13 protein-coding genes are annotated in these 18,029 nt (G+C 75.4%); 7 read left to right on the top strand and 6 right to left on the bottom strand.

Annotated elements, in window-relative coordinates; genetic code table 11:
- Nucleotides 1–4 precede the first annotated feature (4 nt).
- From moaA to FS882_RS01845, 3 genes are read right to left on the bottom strand one after another with little or no spacing between them, the layout of a single operon-like run.
- Nucleotides 5–1,033: a GTP 3',8-cyclase MoaA gene (gene moaA / locus FS882_RS01855; protein ID WP_187365075.1), complete on the bottom strand. Its 1,029-nt coding sequence runs from the start codon at nucleotides 1,031–1,033 to the stop codon at nucleotides 5–7.
- A complete protein-coding gene (locus tag FS882_RS01850) occupies nucleotides 1,030–1,449 on the bottom strand; it encodes a molybdenum cofactor biosynthesis protein MoaE (protein WP_158370181.1) in 420 nt (139 codons plus the stop codon). Before FS882_RS01850 ends, moaA begins: the two co-directional genes overlap by 4 nt.
- Nucleotides 1,446–1,985, bottom strand: a complete 540-nt coding sequence (locus FS882_RS01845; RefSeq protein WP_158370179.1) for a molybdenum cofactor biosynthesis protein B — start codon at nucleotides 1,983–1,985, stop codon at nucleotides 1,446–1,448. Before FS882_RS01845 ends, FS882_RS01850 begins: the two co-directional genes overlap by 4 nt.
- 165 nt (nucleotides 1,986–2,150) lie before the next feature.
- Here FS882_RS01845 and FS882_RS01840 point away from each other — a divergent pair, with 165 nt between their 5' ends.
- From FS882_RS01840 to narI, 6 genes are all read left to right on the top strand, one after another.
- Nucleotides 2,151–2,795 (top strand): helix-turn-helix transcriptional regulator, encoded by a 645-nt coding sequence (locus FS882_RS01840; protein WP_158370177.1) that lies wholly within the window; start codon nucleotides 2,151–2,153, stop codon nucleotides 2,793–2,795.
- A 145-nt stretch (nucleotides 2,796–2,940) separates the two neighbouring features.
- Nucleotides 2,941–4,245: an MFS transporter gene (locus FS882_RS01835; protein ID WP_158370175.1), complete on the top strand. Its 1,305-nt coding sequence runs from the start codon at nucleotides 2,941–2,943 to the stop codon at nucleotides 4,243–4,245.
- Nucleotides 4,246–4,270: 25 nt separating this feature from the next.
- Complete coding sequence (locus FS882_RS01830) at nucleotides 4,271–8,005, top strand: nitrate reductase subunit alpha (RefSeq protein ID WP_158370173.1); 3,735 nt, start codon at nucleotides 4,271–4,273, stop codon at nucleotides 8,003–8,005.
- The gene (narH, locus tag FS882_RS01825; protein ID WP_158370171.1) at nucleotides 8,005–9,750 is read left to right on the top strand and encodes a nitrate reductase subunit beta; all 1,746 of its coding nucleotides are present in this window, start codon (nucleotides 8,005–8,007) and stop codon (nucleotides 9,748–9,750) included. Before FS882_RS01830 ends, narH begins: the two co-directional genes overlap by 1 nt.
- On the top strand, nucleotides 9,747–10,421 hold the full coding sequence (gene narJ / locus FS882_RS01820) for a nitrate reductase molybdenum cofactor assembly chaperone (protein WP_158370169.1): 675 nt from the start codon (nucleotides 9,747–9,749) through the stop codon (nucleotides 10,419–10,421). Before narH ends, narJ begins: the two co-directional genes overlap by 4 nt.
- Entirely contained in the window at nucleotides 10,418–11,185 is a 768-nt protein-coding gene (narI, locus tag FS882_RS01815; RefSeq protein WP_158370167.1) for a respiratory nitrate reductase subunit gamma, read from the top strand. The genes narJ and narI overlap by 4 nt, the downstream gene beginning before the upstream one ends.
- 239 nt (nucleotides 11,186–11,424) lie before the next feature.
- On the opposite strand, the gene FS882_RS01810 is transcribed toward narI, so the two are convergent.
- Nucleotides 11,425–13,755: an Ig-like domain repeat protein gene (locus FS882_RS01810; RefSeq protein WP_158370165.1), complete on the bottom strand. Its 2,331-nt coding sequence runs from the start codon at nucleotides 13,753–13,755 to the stop codon at nucleotides 11,425–11,427.
- Between the two features lie 335 nt (nucleotides 13,756–14,090).
- On the opposite strand from FS882_RS01810, the gene FS882_RS01800 reads away from it, so the two are divergent.
- A complete protein-coding gene (locus tag FS882_RS01800; protein ID WP_158370161.1) occupies nucleotides 14,091–14,447 on the top strand; it encodes a VOC family protein in 357 nt (118 codons plus the stop codon).
- A 258-nt stretch (nucleotides 14,448–14,705) separates the two neighbouring features.
- On the opposite strand, the gene FS882_RS01795 is transcribed toward FS882_RS01800, so the two are convergent.
- Nucleotides 14,706–16,313, bottom strand: coding sequence for an ABC-F family ATP-binding cassette domain-containing protein (locus FS882_RS01795; RefSeq protein ID WP_158370159.1), 1,608 nt, complete (start codon nucleotides 16,311–16,313; stop codon nucleotides 14,706–14,708).
- A gap of 439 nt (nucleotides 16,314–16,752) precedes the next feature.
- Nucleotides 16,753–17,976 carry a putative lipid II flippase FtsW gene (gene ftsW, locus FS882_RS01790; RefSeq protein ID WP_158370157.1) on the bottom strand — a complete coding sequence of 408 codons (1,224 nt, stop codon included), beginning with the start codon at nucleotides 17,974–17,976 and terminating at the stop codon, nucleotides 16,753–16,755.
- Between the last annotated feature and the right edge of the window lie 53 nt (nucleotides 17,977–18,029).

The raw sequence follows: 18,029 nt of genomic DNA, 5'->3' as shown, positions 1-18,029 counted from the left end.
GGCGTCAGCCGCCGATCGCGCTCATCGGCCGGTCGGGCTGCAGGAACCCCGGGTCGTCGATGTCGTGGCCCGCGCGCTTCCCGGCGAGGCAGGCCCGGAACGCCTCCGCCAGCGCGGCGTCGTCCGCCCCCGACCGCAGCAGACCGCGCAGGTCCGTCTCGGTCCGCGCGAACAGGCACGCCCGCAGCTGGCCGTCGGCGGTGAGCCGGACCCGGTCGCAGGACCCGCAGAACGGCGCCGTGACCGAGGCGATGACCCCGACGGTCGCGGGTCCGCCGTCGACCAGCCAGCGCTCGGCGGGCGCCGCACCCCGCCCGGGGACCTCGGTCAGCGTGAACCGGGTCCGCAGTGCGGCGAGGATCTCCGCCTGGGTCACCATCTCCGTGCGGTCCCAGGTGTGCCCGGCGTCGAGCGGCATCTGCTCGATGAAGCGCATCTCGTAGCCGCGCTCGACGGCGAACTCCGTGAGCGCGACCACCTCGTCGTCGTTGACCCCGCGCATGGCGACGGCGTTGAGCTTGACCGGGTGCAGGCCGGCCGCGTCCGCCGCGGCGATCCCCGCGAGCACCTGCGGCAGCCGGTCCCGGCGCGTCAGCCGGGCGAACCGCTCCCGGTCCAGGGTGTCGACGCTGATGTTGACCCGGGCGAGCCCGGCGTCGGCGAGCGGTGCCGCGAGCCCGGGCAGGCGCAGGGCGTTGGTCGTCACCGACACCTCGGGCGGGCCGTCGGCGCCGCGCAGGGCGGCGATGCGGCGCACCACGTCCACCACGTCCGGCCGGAGCAGCGGCTCGCCACCCGTCAGCCGCACCTCCCGGACCCCGAGCCCGACCGCGACCGAGGCGACCCGGACGATCTCGTCCGTGCTCAGCATCGTCGCGCCCGCGAGCCAGGGGACGCCCTCCGCCGGCATGCAGTACGTGCAGCGCAGCGAGCACCGGTCGGTCAGCGAGATCCGCAGGTCGCGGTGCACCCGGCCGAACCGGTCGACCAGCGGTGCGGCGCCGCCGGCGGCAGCCTCCTGCCCCCCGGTCACGCGGACCCCACCCAGACGTGCGACCCGTCGGCGAGCAGCTGCCGCTTCCACACGGGCAGCTCGGCCTTGACCCGCTCGACCAGGGTCCGGCACGCGTCGAACGCCGGCGCGCGGTGCGCGGTGCTGACCGCGGCGACGATCGCGGTGCCCCCGACGTCCAGCCGGCCGACCCGGTGCGACACGGCCACGCCGAGCACGTCGGGGTCGCGGGCGACCTCGGCCGCGATCCGGGCGAGCACCGCCTCGGCGTCCGGGTGCGCCGAGTACTCCAGCGCGACCACCGGGCCCTCGGCGTCGGGGTCGTGGTCGCGGACCCGGCCGACGAACGTCGCGACGGCGCCGGACCGCGGGTCGTCCAGGACCGCCACGTGCGCGGCCAGGTCGAGCGGGTCGGTCGTCAGCCGGGCGTGGATCATCCGTGCGCTCCTCCGTCGAGCTGGTCGAGCAGGTGGGCGAGCAGCGGCACCAGCACCTCCAGGCCCTGCCGGACCCCGGCGGGGCTGCCGGGCAGGTTGACGACGAGCGCGCCCTCGGCGGTCACGCCCGCCAGGCCGCGGGACAGCACCGCGGTGGCGACGTGCCCCTCGCCGTGCCGGCGGAGCGCCTCGGCGAGGCCGGGCAGCTCGCGGGCCAGCAGCGGCCGCGTGCCCTCCGGCGTGGCGTCCCGGGGCCCGACGCCGGTGCCGCCGCTGGTCACCACGACCCGCGCGCCACCGGTCACCGCGGCCCGCAGCGCGGCGCCCACGGAGCCGGCGCCGTCCGGCACCACGACCGGTTCCCCGACGTCGAGCCCGGCGGCGCGCAGCAGGTCCGCGGCGAGCGGGCCCGAGCGGTCCGTCGCCTCGCCGCGCGCGCACCGGTCCGAGGCGACCACGACGGCGGCGCGGCCGACCGGGCCGGCGACCGTCCGGTCCCCGTGCGCCGCGTGCCCCGCCACCTCGCCGTGCAGCATCGTCCCCCCGTGGGTCCTGGTCCGGCGCGGCGCCGTCGCCGCCCTCGCGACGCTACCCGCGGGGGCGGCGGCCGACCAGCCGTCCCTGCCGTGGAAAAGACGGGCCCGGCCGGCACCGGGATCCGGGGGTGGACCGCCGGACCGGTCGGCGTGATACTCGGCGCCATGCCGGCCCGTCCCGCTCCCGCCGCCACCGCGCTCGGCTCCCGGAGCCGGGTGCTGCTGCTGCACCTGCTGCAGCGCGCGGGTGGCGACGTGGCGGTGGAGGAGCTGGCCCGCGAGGCCGGGGTGCACGTCAACACCGCGCGGGAGCACCTGGAGCGGCTGGCGGCGTCGGGCTTCGTCGAGCGGTCCACGGAGCGCCGGACCACCCGGGGCCGGCCGCGCGTGCTGTACCGCTGCTCGGCCCGCCCGGCGGGCGCGGGCCTGGACGAGCGGCTGCGGGCGCGGCTGCTCGCGGACGCGGGCGGCGGGGCCGCGGGCTCCGTCCCGGAGGACTGCCGGCCCCAGTTCGCGGCCCTGGAGGTGCATCTCGAGGAGGTCGGGCTCGACCCGGTCGTGGAGCCGGAGCCGCTCGCCGTCGGGCTGCACCGCTGCCCGTTCGCGGACCTCGCCCGCGCACACCCCGCCGAGGTCTGCGGGGTGCACCTGGAGCTGGTCCGCGGGGTGCTCGCGTCCACGGGCGGCCCGCTCGCGGCCGAGCGCCTGGAGCCGTTCGTGGGTCCGGACCGGTGCCGGCTGCACCTCGTGGTGCGGTCCGCGGCACCGGATCCCGACGATGGCCCTGCCCCGGGGGCCGGCACCCGCTAGCCTCGGCCGTGAGACGTGCGTCACACCCGCGGGTCAGGATTTGTCACGGCGATCCCGGGTTGGTCCCGGCGGGCGCGCTCGGTTGACTGGCCGGCAGGGGTACGGCGGTGCGAGGAGGCACCGCCGGCGAGGCGAGGGAGTCCGCATGAGCCGTTTCGATCCGCGGGTGGACCTCGCGCGGTGGGACCCGGAGCGCGAGGAGACCTGGGACCGGCGGTTCGCGTGGCGGACGCTGTGGGTGACCACGTACAACCTCACGCTCGCGTTCTGCGTCTGGTACCTGGTCAGCGCCATCGCCCCGCGGCTGAACGACATCGGCTTCGACCTGACCAAGGGGCAGCTCTACTGGCTGGTCGCCGTGCCCGGGCTCGCGGGCGGCCTCATGCGCATGGTCTACATGTTCCTGCCGCCGATCGTCGGCACCCGGACGCTCGTCGGCGGCACGGCCACGCTGATGCTGATGCCGATGCTGGGCTGGACCATCGCGGTCCGGGACGCGACCACGCCGTACTGGGTGCTGATCTTCCTGGCGGCCGCGGCCGGCATCGGCGGCGGTGCGTTCTCGGGCTTCATGCCCTCGACCAGCTACTTCTTCCCCAAGCGCCTGTCCGGCACCGCCCTGGGCCTGCAGGCCGGCATCGGCAACTTCGGCGTGAGCCTCATCCAGTTCCTCACGCCCTGGGTGGTGGGCTTCGGCCTGCTCGGGACCGCGGCGCTGACGCCGCAGCAGACCAGCAGCGGCGAGGACCTCTGGCTGCACAACGCCGGGCTCGTGCTGGTGCCGTGGGTGGTGCTCGGCGGCGTGCTGGCCGCGGTGCTGCTGCGCCGGGTCCCGGTCCAGGCGAACATCCGCCAGCAGCTGGACATCTTCCGGGAGAAGCACACCTGGGTGATGACCGCGATCTACCTGATGACGTTCGGCGCCTTCAGCGGGTTCGCGGCGCAGTTCGGGCTGATCATCACCAACGAGTACGGCGGCTTCGACAACCCGCCCGACCCGCTGGCGTTCGCGTTCCTCGGGCCGCTGATCGGCTCCGTGGTACGGGCGGCGCTCGGTCCGCTGTGCGACCGGTACGGCGGCGCCGTCTTCACGCTGGTGTCCGGGATCGGCATGACCGTGAGCACCGTGGTCACCGTGTTCTACCTGTCGCCGACGGACCGGGGCCAGTTCACCGGGCTGCTGCTCGGCATGCTCGCGATCTTCTTCTTCGCGGGGATGGGCAACGCCGGCACGTTCAAGCAGATGCCGATGATCTTCCCCAAGCGGCAGGCCGGCGGCGTCATCGGGTTCACCGCCTCCATCGCGGCCTTCGGGCCGTTCCTGGTCGGCATCGCGCTGTCGATGATGGCGCCGCGGACCTTCTTCATCGGCTGCGTCGTGTACTTCGCCCTGTGCACGGCGCTCACCTGGTGGTACTACGCGCGGCCCGGCGCCGAGAAGCCGAGCTGACCCGTCCGACCGAGGAGCAGCCCCCGTGAACGCACCCGACACCCCGCTCGCCCCGGGGCTCGACTCGCCCGCCTCGGACGCCCTGCTCCGCCTGGGGCGGCACCTCCGCCGCGGCGAGGTGTCGCCCGACCTGCGCACGCTCTACCAGCAGGGCGGCCGCGACGCGGACACCTTCTACCGCGACCGGTGGAGCCACGACAAGGTCGTCCGGTCGACGCACGGCGTGAACTGCACGGGCTCGTGCTCGTGGAAGGTGTACGTCAAGGACGGGATCATCACCTGGGAGTCCCAGGAGACCGACTACCCGTCGGTCGGCCCGGACCGGCCGGAGTACGAGCCCCGGGGCTGCCCGCGCGGCGCCGCCTTCAGCTGGTACACCTACTCGCCGACCCGGGTCCGGTACCCCTACGTCCGCGGCCGGCTGCTGGAGCTGTACCGGGACGCGAAGCGGCGGGCCGGCGGCGACCCGGTCGCGGCGTGGGCGAGCATCGTCGAGGACCCCGCGACCGCCCGCCGCTACAAGGAGGTCCGCGGCAAGGGCGGGCTGGTCCGCGCGAGCTGGGACGAGGCGATCGAGATCGTCGCGGCCGCGCAGGTGCACACCATCCGCGCGTACGGGCCGGACCGGGTGGCCGGGTTCTCGCCGATCCCCGCGATGTCGATGGTGTCGCACGGCGCCGGCGCCCGGTACCACTCGCTGATCGGCGCGCCGATGCTGTCGTTCTACGACTGGTACGCGGACCTGCCGGTGGCGTCGCCGCAGGTGTTCGGCGACCAGACCGACGTGCCGGAGTCCGGGGACTGGTGGGACGCGGGCTACCTCATCATGTGGGGCTCCAACCTGCCGGTGACCCGCACCCCCGACGCGCACTGGATGGCCGAGGCACGCTACCGCGGCCAGAAGGTCGTCGCGGTCGCGCCGGACTACGCCGACAACGTGAAGTTCGCGGACGAGTGGCTGGCCGCCGCCCCGGGGACCGACGGCGCGCTGGCGATGGCGATGGGCCACGTCATGCTGCGCGAGTTCTACGTCGAGCGGCAGGTGCCCTACTTCACCGACTACGTGAAGCGGTACACCGACCTGCCGTTCCTGGTCCGCCTCGACGAGACCGCCGACGGCGTCGTCCCCGGGAAGTTCCTCACCGCGGCCGACCTGCCGGGCGCCGAGGCGCGCAGCGAGCACGCGGCGTTCAAGACGGTGCTGGTGGACCGGGTCACCGGGGCGCCGGTCGTCCCCGGCGGGTCGCTCGGGTTCCACTACGGCGAGGCCGGCGCGGGCCGGTGGAACCTCGACCTGGGGGAGGTCGACCCGCTGCTGACGATGGCGGACGACCCGGCGGGCGAGGGCGCCGTCGAGGTGGTGCTGCCGCGGTTCGACACCCTCGACGGCGCCGCCGCCACCGTCCGGCGCGGGGTGCCGGTCCGGCGGGTCGGCGGGCACCTCGTCACCACCGTGTTCGACCTGGTCCTCGCGCAGTACGGGGTCGGGCGGACCGGGCTGCCGGGCGAGTGGCCGACCGGCTACGACGACGCCGACTCGCCGTGCACCCCGGCCTGGCAGGAGCAGTTCACCGGCGTGCCGGCGGCGAAGGCCGAGCGGATCGGCCGGGAGTTCGCGGCGAACGCCGAGGAGTCCCGCGGCCGGTCGATGATCGTCATGGGCGCCGGGACCAACCACTGGTTCCACTCGGACACGATCTACCGGGCGTTCCTCACCCTGACGACCCTCACCGGCTGCCAGGGGGTGAACGGCGGCGGCTGGGCGCACTACGTCGGGCAGGAGAAGGTGCGGCCGGTCACCGGCCACGGCATGTACGCCAACGCGCTGGACTGGGGTCGGCCCGCCCGGACGATGATCCAGACCGCGTACTGGTACCTCAACACCGACCAGTTCCGGTACGACCCGTTCTCCGCCGACACCCTCGCCGCGGCGGCGCCGGGGACGGGTGGCCGGTTCGCGGGGCGCACCACCGCGGACCTCATCGCGCAGTCGGCGCGGCTCGGCTGGATGCCCTCGTACCCGACCTTCGACCGCAACCCGCTCGACCTCGCGGACGAGGCGGAGCAGGCCGGGCGCCCGGTGACCGAGACGATCCCCGAGCAGCTGCGGTCGGGCGACCTGCGGTTCGCCGCCGAGGACCCGGACGCGCCGGAGAACTTCCCGCGGGTCCTCACCGTCTGGCGGGCGAACCTGCTCGGCAGCTCGGCGAAGGGCAACGAGTACTTCCTGCACCACCTGCTCGGCACCGACTCGAACCTGCGGGCCGACGAGGCCCCGCCCGGCGCCCGTCCCCGGGACGTGGTCTGGCGCGAGGACGCGCCCTCCGGGAAGCTCGACCTGCTCGTCGCGCTCGACTTCCGGATGACCAGCACGACGATCTACTCCGACGTCGTGCTCCCGGCGGCCACCTGGTACGAGAAGCACGACCTGAACACCACGGACATGCACCCGTTCGTGAACTCGTTCAGCCCCGCGATCGCGCCGCCGTGGCAGACGCGCACGGACTTCGACGCGTTCCACACCCTGGCCCGCCGGTTCAGCGAGCTCGCGGCCGAGCACCTCGGGGTCCGCCGCGACGTCGTCGCCGTGCCGCTGACGCACGACACCCCGGACGAGCTCGCCACCCCGCACGGCCGGGTGCTCGACTGGAAGGACGGGGAGTGCGACCCGGTGCCCGGGAAGACCATGCCGAAGCTGGTCGTGGTCGAGCGGGACTACCCGGCGGTCGCGGCGCGCATGGCGGCGCTCGGGCCGGTGATCGACACGCTCGGCACCACCACCAAGGGCGTCACGTTCGACGTCACCCAGGAGGTGGAGCTGCTCGGCCGGGTCAACGGCGTCGTCCGCGGGGGACCGGCGGCCGGCCGGCCGTCGCTGGCCCGCGACGTCGACGCCTGCGAGGCGATCCTGGCGCTGTCCGGCACCACCAACGGCCGGCTGGCGGTGCAGGGCTTCCACACCCTCGAGGCGCGGACCGGCCGCCCGCTCGCCGACCTCGCCGAGGAGCACGCGGGCAAGCGGGTCAGCTTCCGGGACACCCAGCAGGAGCCCGTCCCCGTGATCACCTCCCCTGAGTGGTCCGGGTCGGAGACCGGCGGCCGGCGGTACTCCCCGTTCACCATCAACGTCGAGCGGCTCAAGCCGTGGCACACGCTCACCGGCCGGCAGCACCTCTACCTCGACCACGACTGGATGACCGAGCTGGGTGAGAACCTGCCGGTGTTCCGGCCGCCGCTCGACATGAACCGGCTGTTCGACGAGCCGCTGCTCGGCGGCCCGGGCGGCGCGCGGGACGGCGGGGTGGGCGTCACCGTGCGGTACCTGACCCCGCACAACAAGTGGTCGATCCACTCCGAGTACCAGGACAACCTGTTCATGCTGTCGCTGTCCCGCGGCGGCCCGACCATCTGGATGAGCGACCGCGACGCGGAGACCATCGGCGTCGCGGACAACGACTGGGTCGAGGCGGTCAACCGCAACGGCGTCGTCGTGGCGCGGGCGGTGGTGTCGCACCGGATGCCCGCCGGCACCGTCTACATGCACCACGCGCAGGACCGGCTCATCGACGTGCCGCTCACCGAGACCACCGGGCGACGGGGCGGCATCCACAACTCGCTGACCCGGCTGCTCATCAAGCCGACCCACCTGGTCGGCGGCTACGCGCAGCTGTCCTACGCGTTCAACTACCTCGGTCCCACCGGCAACCAGCGCGACGAGGTCACCGTCGTCCGCCGCCGCAGCCAGGAGGTGCAGTACTGATGCGAGTCATGGCGCAGATGGCGATGGTGATGAACCTCGACAAGTGCATCGGGTGCCACACCTGCTCGGTCACGTGCAAGCAGGCGTGGACGAACCGCGCGGGCACCGAGTACGTCTGGTTCAACAACGTCGAGACCCGGCCCGGCCAGGGCTACCCGCGCGGCTACGAGGACCAGGAGCGCTGGGAGGGCGGCTGGACGCTGAACCGGCGCGGCAGGCTCCAGCTCAAGGCCGGCGGCCGGCTGAAGAACCTGCTGACGATCTTCGCCAGCCCCAAGCAGCCGTCGATCGACGCCTACTACGAGCCGTGGACCTACGACTACGACCGGCTGACCTCCGCGCCGCTGCAGGAGCACAGCCCCGTCGCCCGGCCGAAGTCCCTGCTCACCGGCCAGGACATGCAGGTGAGGTGGTCGGCCAACTGGGACGACGACCTGGGCGGCGGGCCGACGCTCACCGCGGCCGACCCGGTGCTGCAGAAGGTGTCGGACAAGGTGCGGCTCGAGTTCGAGCAGACGTTCATGTTCTACCTGCCGCGGATCTGCGAGCACTGCCTCAACCCGTCGTGCGCCGCGTCCTGCCCCTCGGGCGCGATCTACAAGCGGGCGGAGGACGGCATCGTCCTCGTCGACCAGGACAAGTGCCGCGGCTGGCGCAAGTGCGTCACCGGCTGCCCGTACAAGAAGATCTACTTCAACCACCGCACCGGCAAGGCCGAGAAGTGCACGTTCTGCTTCCCGCGCATCGAGGTCGGGCTGCCGACCGTCTGCTCCGAGACGTGCGTCGGGCGGCTGCGCTACCTCGGGCTGGTGCTCTACGACGCCGACCGGGTGCTCGCCGCGGCGAGCGAGCCGGACGAGAAGCGGCTGCTCGCGGCCCAGCGCGAGGTCCTGCTCGACCCGCGGGACCCCGAGGTGGTCCGGGAGGCCGAGCGCGCGGGCATCCCGCGGGACTGGGTCGAGGCGGCCCAGCGGTCGCCGGTGTGGCGGCTGATCCACGACTACGAGGTGGCGCTGCCCCTGCACCCCGAGTACCGCACGATGCCGATGGTCTGGTACATCCCGCCGCTGTCGCCGGTCGTGGACGTCGTGGCCGAGACCGGCGAGGACGCCGAGGCGGCCGGCAACCTGTTCGCCGCCATCGACACCCTGCGCATCCCGGTCGAGTACCTGGCCGAGCTGTTCACCGCCGGCGACACCGCCCCGGTGACGGCGGTGCTCCGCAAGCTCGCCGCCATGCGGTCGTACATGCGCGACCTGAACATGGGCCGCGCCGGCGACCCGTCGATCCCCGCGGACGTCGGGATGGACGAGGCCGGGATGCGGGAGATGTACCGGCTGCTCGCGATCGCCAAGTACGAGGAGCGGTACGTCATCCCGACCGCGCACGCCGAGCAGGCGCACCAGCTCGAGGAGCTGGCCACCGAGTGCGCGCTGGACTACGACGGCGGTCCGGGGATGGGCGGGTCCGGGCCGTTCGGCGAGGGCTCGGGCGGCGCGTTCCGGAACGACCCCGTCGCGGTGGAGAACTTCCACATGCTGCAGCAGCGGCAGACCGCGGACACGGTGGCCGACCCGTCGAGCCGGCGGGCGCGGGTCAACCTGCTCAACTGGGACGGCAAGGGGGCGCCCGAGGGGATGTTCCCGCCGCGGGCGGGGGGTCCGGGGGACGCAGGAGCCGCGGGCGACCCGGACCCGGGGCCGGACGCCGACGGTGCGAGCGGCCCCGGGACGGGGGCGCCGTGAACCGCGTCGAGCGCGCCGCCACCGCCCGGCGCCTGGCGACCCGCGAGCACGCCGTCGCGCACCGCGCCGCCGCGCTCCTGCTCGACTACCCGACCGAGGACCTGCTCGCGCTGCTGCCCACCGTCCGCGCGGCGCTCGACGAGGTGCGCCCGGAGGTCGGCGACCCGCTGCGCCGCCTCGCCGACCACCTCGGGGCCCGTCCCGTCCCGGAGCTCGCCACCGACTACGTCGCGACCTTCGACCTCAAGCGCCGGTGCAGCCCGTACCTGACGTACTACGCCTACGGCGACACCCGCCGGCGCGGGGTCGCGCTCGTCGAGGTCACCCAGGCGCTGCGGCACGCGGGCTTCGAGGTCGCCGACGGCGAGCTGCCCGACCACCTCGGGGTCGTCCTGGAGCTGTGCGGCGCGGGGGACGCCGCCGGCCGGGCCGCCGGCATCGGGCTGCTGCTCGCGCACCGGGCGGGGCTCGAGCTGCTGCGGCTCGCGCTCCTCGACGCCCGGTCCCCGTGGGCCGACGCCCTGGTGTCGGTGTGCGCCACCCTCCCGCCGCTCGGCGGCGACGACCGGGAGGCCGTCGCCCGGCTCGCCGCCGAGGGCCCGCCCGACGAGGACGTCGGCCTCGACACCTACCCCGGACCGCAGCCCGTCACGATCGGAGCCCGCCCATGACCTCCACCCGGGACGTCCTGCTCTGGGTCGTCGTGCCCTACGTCTGCCTGGCCGTGTTCGTGCTCGGCCACGTCTGGCGGTACCGGTACGACAAGTTCGGCTGGACCACGCGGTCGTCCCAGCTCTACGAGCGGCGGCTGCTGCGCTGGGCCAGCCCGCTGTTCCACTTCGGCATCCTCGCCGTGTTCCTCGGGCACGTCATGGGCCTCGGCATCCCGAAGTCCTGGACTCGGGCGGTCGGGATGAGCGACGAGGTCTACCACGCGCTCGCGATCAGCATCGGCGCCGTCGCCGGGGTGTGCACCCTGGTCGGGCTGGTCCTGCTCATCTACCGGCGGCGGACCGTCGGGCCGGTGTTCCGCGCGACCACCCGCATGGACAAGGTGATGTACCTGGTGCTCGCGGTCGTCATCGCGCTGGGCATGTGGAACACGATCGCGGGCTCGATCCTCAACCTCGGCGGCCACTACGACTACCGCGAGGGCGTCTCCGTGTGGTTCCGCGGCATCTTCCGGTTCGACCTGCACCCGGAGCTCATGGCGGACGCCCCGCTCGGGTTCCAGCTGCACGGCATGGCGGCCATGCTGCTGTTCGCGCTGTGGCCGTTCACGCGGCTGGTGCACGTGTTCAGCGTCCCGCTCGGGTACCTCTGGCGGCCGTACGTCGTCTACCGCTCCCGGCCGGACCGCCTCGGCACGCGCCCGACCCGTCCGGGCTGGGAGGGCGTGACGGCGGGCGACCGCCCCCGCGCGGGGCGCCGCTGACGACGCCGAGATCGCTCGCCCGCCCGCACCTCGTGCCGAGGGAGGACCCGCGCGCCGAGGGAGGACCCGCGCGCCGAGGTAGGACCCGCGCGCCGAGGTAGGACCCGCGCGCCGAGGTAGGACCCGCGCGCCGAGGTAGGACCGTGGACGGCCCTACCTCGGTGCAGGGGTCCTACCTCGGCGGAGGGTGGCGCCCGCTCGCCCCAGCTCGCCGGGCAGCCCGGGGCAGCGCCCGGGAGTCAGCGCGACGCGCGCGCCCGACGGGCGAGCACGACGAGACCCGCGCCGCCGAGCAGCAGCAGCCACGCGGCGGCCAGCGCCCCGCCGGTCTGCGCGCCCGTGACGGCCAGGTCCCCGGCCGCCGCGGCCGGCGGCGCTGCCGCAGGAGCCCCGGTCCCGGCCGACGGAGCCGCCGCTGCGCCGGGGACGGCCAGCTCGACGGCCAGCGTCGCCCAGCGCCCGGTCGTGCCGCCGGTCGCGTACACCGTGTGCGCGCCAGCCGGGACGTCCGCGGGGACGGTCGCGAGCAGGCGGGCGACCCCGTCCGCGCCGGCGACGGCCGTGCCGAGGAACACCGGGTCGGAGTGCAGGTAGAACGCGACGGTCTCGCCGGGCTGGAAGCCCTCGGCCACGAGCTCCATCTGCTGCCCCGGGGCCGTCGCGGCCTTCGGGGTGTCCAGCGCCGCGGTCGGCAGCACGCCCACGCGGGGCGGCTCGCCGAGGACCGTCACCCGCGCCGTCGCCGACGCGGCCAGCGTGGTGGCGGTCTCGGGCAGCTCCACGACGACGTCGTGGGCGCCGACGGCGAGGACGGGCAGGCGGAACGTCAGACCGCCGCCCGCCGCGACCGTGCCGCGCCCGAGGACGGTGCCGCCCTCGCGCACGACGAACGCCTGTCCCGCGGCGGCGCCGGTGACGGCCGCGGTCAGCTCGCCCCGGGTCGCGACCGCCACCGTCAGCGCGCCGTCGAGCCGCACCCCGACCGCGGCCTTGGTCACGGTGACGGTGCCGGAGCCGGTGGCGGTGCGGTACGGGTCGGACGGCAGGTCGGTCGCCGCGGGGACCGAGTACGCGGCGTGGGGGCTCGACCCGGGCAGGTACGTCGCGACGACGTCGTAGGTGCCCACCGCGAGGCCGGCCACGGAGACGGAGGCGGTGCCGCTGCCGGTGAGCGACGCCGGGTCGAGGGCGACCGGGTCGCCGCCGGCACGGGGCGTCAGGGTGACCTGCACCTCGCCCGCGGGGACCGGCGCGCCCGCGGGGCCGGCGACGGTGACGGGCACGACGGCGTCGCGGCCGACGGTCACGGTGGACGAACCGACGGTGACGGTCGGGGTCGCGACCGAGCCCCGGACCCACGCGTCGTCCCAGACCGTCGTCATGCCGGGGGCGGTGACGGTGGCGCGCAGCCGGATCGACCGGCCCAGGTCGGCCGGCACCGGCGTGTAGGTGTCACCGGGGCGCGAGAACTCGTCGTCGCCGATGAACCACTGGTAGGAGACGGTCGCGCCCGTCCAGCCCGAGGCGCGCGCGACGAGCGGCTGCCCCAGGACGGCCTGGCCGTCCACGGTGCCCTCGACGCTCACGTGCCCCTCGGTGATCGTCCCGCGCTCGACGGTGCCGATGACGGTCGTGAGCGACTTCGCGGTGCCGGGTGCCAGGAGCGGGTGCGAGCCGGTCACGGTGACGGACAGCTCCTGGCCGACCTGCTCGGCCGACGGGGTGAAGGTCTCCTCGCGGCTGACGACCTCGCCGCCGACCGACCACGCGTAGCCGAGGGTGAGGCCCTGCTGCGGTGACGGGCTCCAGCCCCAGGTGTCGAACTGGACCCGGGTGCCCACGGTCGGGCGCGGCGCGTACGAGTACGTGCCCGCGACGACGTCGGACAGCACGGTCACCGAGGACAGGGAGCCCGAGGGGGCGAAGCCCTCCGAGCCGAGGAACCGGGCGTACACCGTCCCGGAGGTCGTGAACGCGTAGGAGATCTGCGCGCGGCCCGAGGCGTCGACGGGTGCGGTCCCGATCTCGTCCTCGCCGAGGGCGAAGTGGACGAGCTGGCCGGCGGGGACGCCGACGACGGTCGCGGCCAGGGTCGACTGCTGGCCGAGCACTACGGTGCCGGGCGAGACGACGGTGGTGGACGTCGCGACGTCGCCCAGCGTGACGGGCCGGGTCGTCCATACCGAGGACGACGACGTCGTGTAGCAGGCCGCGGTGATCGTGTACGAGCCCGCCGGCAGCGCGGCGTAGTCGATGGTGAACTGCCCGGAGCGGTGCAGGCCGTCGTCGACCAGGGTGAGCTCGCCGCCGCCGGCGCGACCCGCGCTGCTGCTGAGCGCCCAGAACCCGCCCGTGCGCTCGGTCGGTCCGTCGAAGTCGCAGCTCAGGTCGTAGGTGGCGGTGCGGTCGATCCGCTCCGCCCCCGCGACCGGTGCGGAGAGCGTGACGGTGGCCGTGACCGCTGCGGTGGCCGGCGACGCCGGCGCCAGGATCGCGACGACGGCCGCCGCAGCGGCGAGGGCGGCCGGGCGGCGCAGCCGCTCCGACCATGTCGGACGGGCGTGTGGCATGGGTTCCCTCGTTCTCTCGACGGGGGAGCCGCCCCCGGACCGGACGGGGCACCGATCGGCGGGCGGCGCCGGGATCGGAGGAGAACGGAGGTCCGGCCGTCGCGGCCTGGGTGCCAGCACCCAGGCCGCGACGCCCCGATCAGACAGGGAGCTCCGCGCGCCGGTGCGCCCGTCCGTCCGCGGTCGGGTACCCCTGGCGGCCGTACGTCGTCCACCGCTCCCGGCCGGACCGCCTCGGCACGCGCCCGACCCGCCCGGGCTGGGCGGGGGTGGTGACGGCGGGCGACCGCCCGACCGCGTCCCGCCGCTGACGGGCCGCGCTCTACGGTGTGCTCATGACGACCCTCTCCGTGGGCATGATCACCTTCGACACCACCGACGCGGTCGCCCTGGCGACCTGGTGGGCCCGGCACGTCGGCGGGACGGTGCGCGACGAGGCGGACGGCTGGTTCGTCACCGTCGACCGACCCGACGGTCCCGCGCTCGCGTTCCAGAAGGTCGCGGATCCCACGCCCGGGAAGAACCGCGTGCACGTCGACATGCACGCGCAGGACCGGGAGGCCGCGGTGCGTGCCCTGCTCGCGGACGGCGCGACGCTGGTGGCCCAGCAGGCGATGCCCGGCCTCCGCTGGACGGTGCTCGCCGACCCCGACGGCAACCAGTTCTGCATCGCGCAGGCGGACGGCGCCTGACGGCAGCCGGGCTGCGACCACGGCATCCAGATGGCCGCGGCGTAGCCCGGCTCGACGCTCGCGGCGCCGTTGTTCGGGGTGCTGTCGGCCCGGGCGGGGACGTGGATCTCGGCGGCTCGAGGGGCCTCGAGCACCGCGGCGGCGACCCGACCGTCTGGACGCGCGGCGCGCGCGGCTGAGCGGCGCGACACCCCTCGCCGGCGGGTCGAGCCGCCCCGGCGGCCCGGGTGCCGACGCACCCGGGCCGCCGCACGCGGCTCAGGCAGGGAGCTCCGCGCGCCGGTGCACCCGTCCGTCCGCGGTCAGCTCGAGCACCGTGTCGATCCCGATCCGCTCCAGGAACGGCCGGTCGTGGCTGACCACGAGCAGCGCACCCCGGTAGGCGTCGAGGGCCTCCGCGAGCTGCGCGACGCTCGCGAGGTCGAGGTTGTTCGTCGGCTCGTCGAGGACCAGCAGCTGGGCGGGCGGGTCCGCGAGCAGCAGCCGCGCGAGCGCGACCCGGAACCGCTCGCCGCCGGACAGCGTCCGCACCGGCCGGTCGACCGCGTCGCCGCGGAGCAGCAGCCGGGCGAGCTGGTTGCGCAGCGTCCCGGCAGGTGTCCCGGGCGCGACGGCCTGCACCGCCGCCAGCGCGCCGGCCTCGTCGTCCAGGCCGTCGAGCCGCTGCGGCAGGTACCCGACCGCATCCGTCAGCAGCCGACCGTGCGGGCGGCCGGGCACCGGCGCGGTCCCGCGGACCAGGTGCTCCAGCAGCGTCGTCTTGCCGGTGCCGTTCGCCCCGACGAGGGCGACGCGCTCCGGGCCCTGCACGACGACGGTGCCGCCGGCGTCGACGATCTCGGCGATCCGCCGCCCGCGCGGCACCCCGGGGTCGGGCAGGGCCAGGTGGATGTGCTCGTCGTCCCGCACCCGGGCGTCGGCGGCGTCGACAGCCGTCTGGGCGGCGCGGACCCGGTCGTCGAGCGTCGACCGCAGCGCGCCCGCCGACGCCTGGGCCCGGCTGGCGCGGTTCCCCGCGAGGATCTTCGGGATGCCCCCGTCCCGCTGGGTCGCCCGGGCGGTCCGCGCGCGGCGGGCGAGCGTCGTCTCCGCCTCCGCGCGCTGGCGCTTCTCGGACCGGAGGGCCTGCTGCGCGGACCGCGCGGCCTGCTCGGCGGCGGCCTGCTCCGCGGCCCGGTGCTCCTGCCAGGCGCTGTAGGTGCCGCCGAACGTCTCGAGGACGCCGTCGTGCAGCTCGGCGATCCGGTCGACGTGCTCCAGCAGCTCCAGGTCGTGGCTGACCACCACGAGCGTCCCGGGCCAGCTGTCGACGATCTCGGCGAGCCGCGCCCGGGTCGGCCGGTCGAGGTTGTTGGTGGGCTCGTCGAGCAGCGTGACCGGGGTGCGGCGCAGGCGCAGCCCGGTCACCGCGATCAGCATGGCCTCGCCGCCCGACACCTCGGCGACGCGGCGCGGCAGGTCGGCCGCGGCGAACCCGATCCGGTCCAGCGCCTCGCCCGCGCGGGCCTCGATGTCCCAGTCGTCTCCGACGGCGTCGAAGTGCCGCGGGTCGACGTCGCCGGACTCGATGGCGCGCAGCGCCGCCAGGGTGCCGTCGATGCCCAGCAGGGCCGCGACGGTGGTGTCGCGCGCGAGCGTGAGCGTCTGGGGGAGGTAGCCGACCTCGCCGGCGACGTCGACGACGCCCGCCGTGGGGGCGAGGAGGCCGGCGACGAGCCGGAGGAGCGTGGACTTGCCGGCGCCGTTCCGGCCGACGAGGCCGGTGCGGCCCGTGGTGAACGTGCCGTCGACGCGGTCGAGGGCGGTCGTGCCGTCGGGCCACACCAGGGTGACGGCGCGCAGGGTGACGGACGGGGACGGGGACATGGGCGTGCTCTTCTCCCTCCCCGGCCCGCGGGCGGGGGAGCGCTGGTCGGCGTGGGCGGCCGACCCGGGGCGCGGTTCGCGGGCACGACGCGCGGTGCACGGGAGTGCGGCGCGTGCGCGAGCGGGCGACGGGTCGGCGCGCACCGGGGGCGGTGCGGCGCCGGACGTGCCGGGGGGACTCGTCGCGGCGCGGTCGACGCCCGGACGGGCGGACCGGCGCTGCGCGTCGGACGACGGGGCGAGCCACCGGCGGTCCGGTGGCTAGGCTCTGTCGACCTCGATCGTCTCCACGGCACGACCGTAGCAGCGGCCGGCCGTACGACCCCAGCGCTTTCTCCGCCCGCCTCGCGGGTGTGACGCATCACCCTCGACCCCGGCACCGGTCGACGTCTGGGTCGGCGCGGTCGGCTGACCCGGACCCGGCCCCCCCCTCGGCCGATCAGCGCGCTCGTCGCGTCCGGGCGGCGCGCGGCCGCCCGAGCACCGCGAGCGACCGCCGCAGCACCCCCGGGCGCGCGGCCAGCGCCTCTGCCGCCCCCGGTTCGGTGCGCGCGCACGCCAGGACCACCCCGAGCGCCAGCATCGTGGCGACCAGCGCGGAGCCGCCCGCCGACACCAGCGGCAGCGGCACGCCGATGACCGGGGCCAGGCCGATGACGGTCCCGATGTTGATCAGCGCCTGCGACACCACCCACCCGAGCACGCCGCCCGTGACGATGCGGGCGAACGGGTCCGGGTGCCGGCCGATCACCCGCAGCATGGCCAGCGCCAGCACCGCGAGCAGCGCCAGCACCAGGAGCGTCCCGGCCAGCCCGAGCTCCTCGCCGATGATCGCGAAGATGAAGTCGTTGTGGGCCTCGGGCAGGTAGGACCACTTCTGCCGGGACTGCCCGAGACCGGTCCCGAGCCAGCCGCCGGAGGCCAGGGCCCGCAGGCCCTGGGTGGTCTGGTAGCAGCTGCCCAGGGGGTCGCAGTCGCCACCCAGCCAGTCGCTGATCCGCTGCACCCGGCGGGGCGCGGACGCGGCGATCGCCACGAAGGCGAGCGCGGACGCGGCGCCCGCCACCGCGAACAGCCGCAGCGGGGCGCCCGCGACGAACAGCGCCGCCGCGACGAGGGTCGCCATGACGAGCGAGGTGCCGACGTCATGCCCGGCGAGCGTGGCGACGACCGCCACCACCGCGCCCGGCACCGCCGGGAACGCGGCGGTCCGCCAGTCGTGGATGCCCTCCTGCCGGGCCGCGAGGACGCGCGCGAGCCACAGCACCAGGCCGAGCTTGACCACCTCGGCGGGCTGGCCGACGACCGGGCCGAGCGCGACCCAGCTCCGCCGCTCGCCCTGGCTGAGCCCGAGCGGGGTGAACACGAGCAGCTGCAGCACCAGCGCGGCGAGCAGCAGCGGCGCCGCGGCCCTCCGGTACACCCGCAGCGGCACCCGGGCGGCCACGAGCATCGCCGCGACGCCGAGCACCGCGAACTGCAGCTGCTCCGCCGCGAGCGCGTAGGGGGAGTTGCCGCGGGCGATCGAGTCCACGGCGGACGCGGAGAGCACCATCACCTGCCCGAGCACCACGAGCGTGAGGGACGCGCCGAGCAGCAGCTGGTGGCTGGCGGCGCCGTCGGCACGGGGCTCGGTGGGGGCCGGGGCCGTCGGCGGGCTCACCGGGCCACGCTAGGCACGGCCCGGGACGCGCTCAGCGGCGCCTGAGTGGCGCC

Source organism: Cellulosimicrobium cellulans (assembly GCF_007679345.1).
In the GTDB taxonomy this organism is placed as follows: Bacteria; Actinomycetota; Actinomycetes; order Actinomycetales; family Cellulomonadaceae; genus Cellulomonas; species Cellulomonas cellulans_A.
The sequence above is the reverse complement of the archived record's forward strand: the minus strand, read 5'-3'. Positions and strand labels throughout refer to the sequence as shown.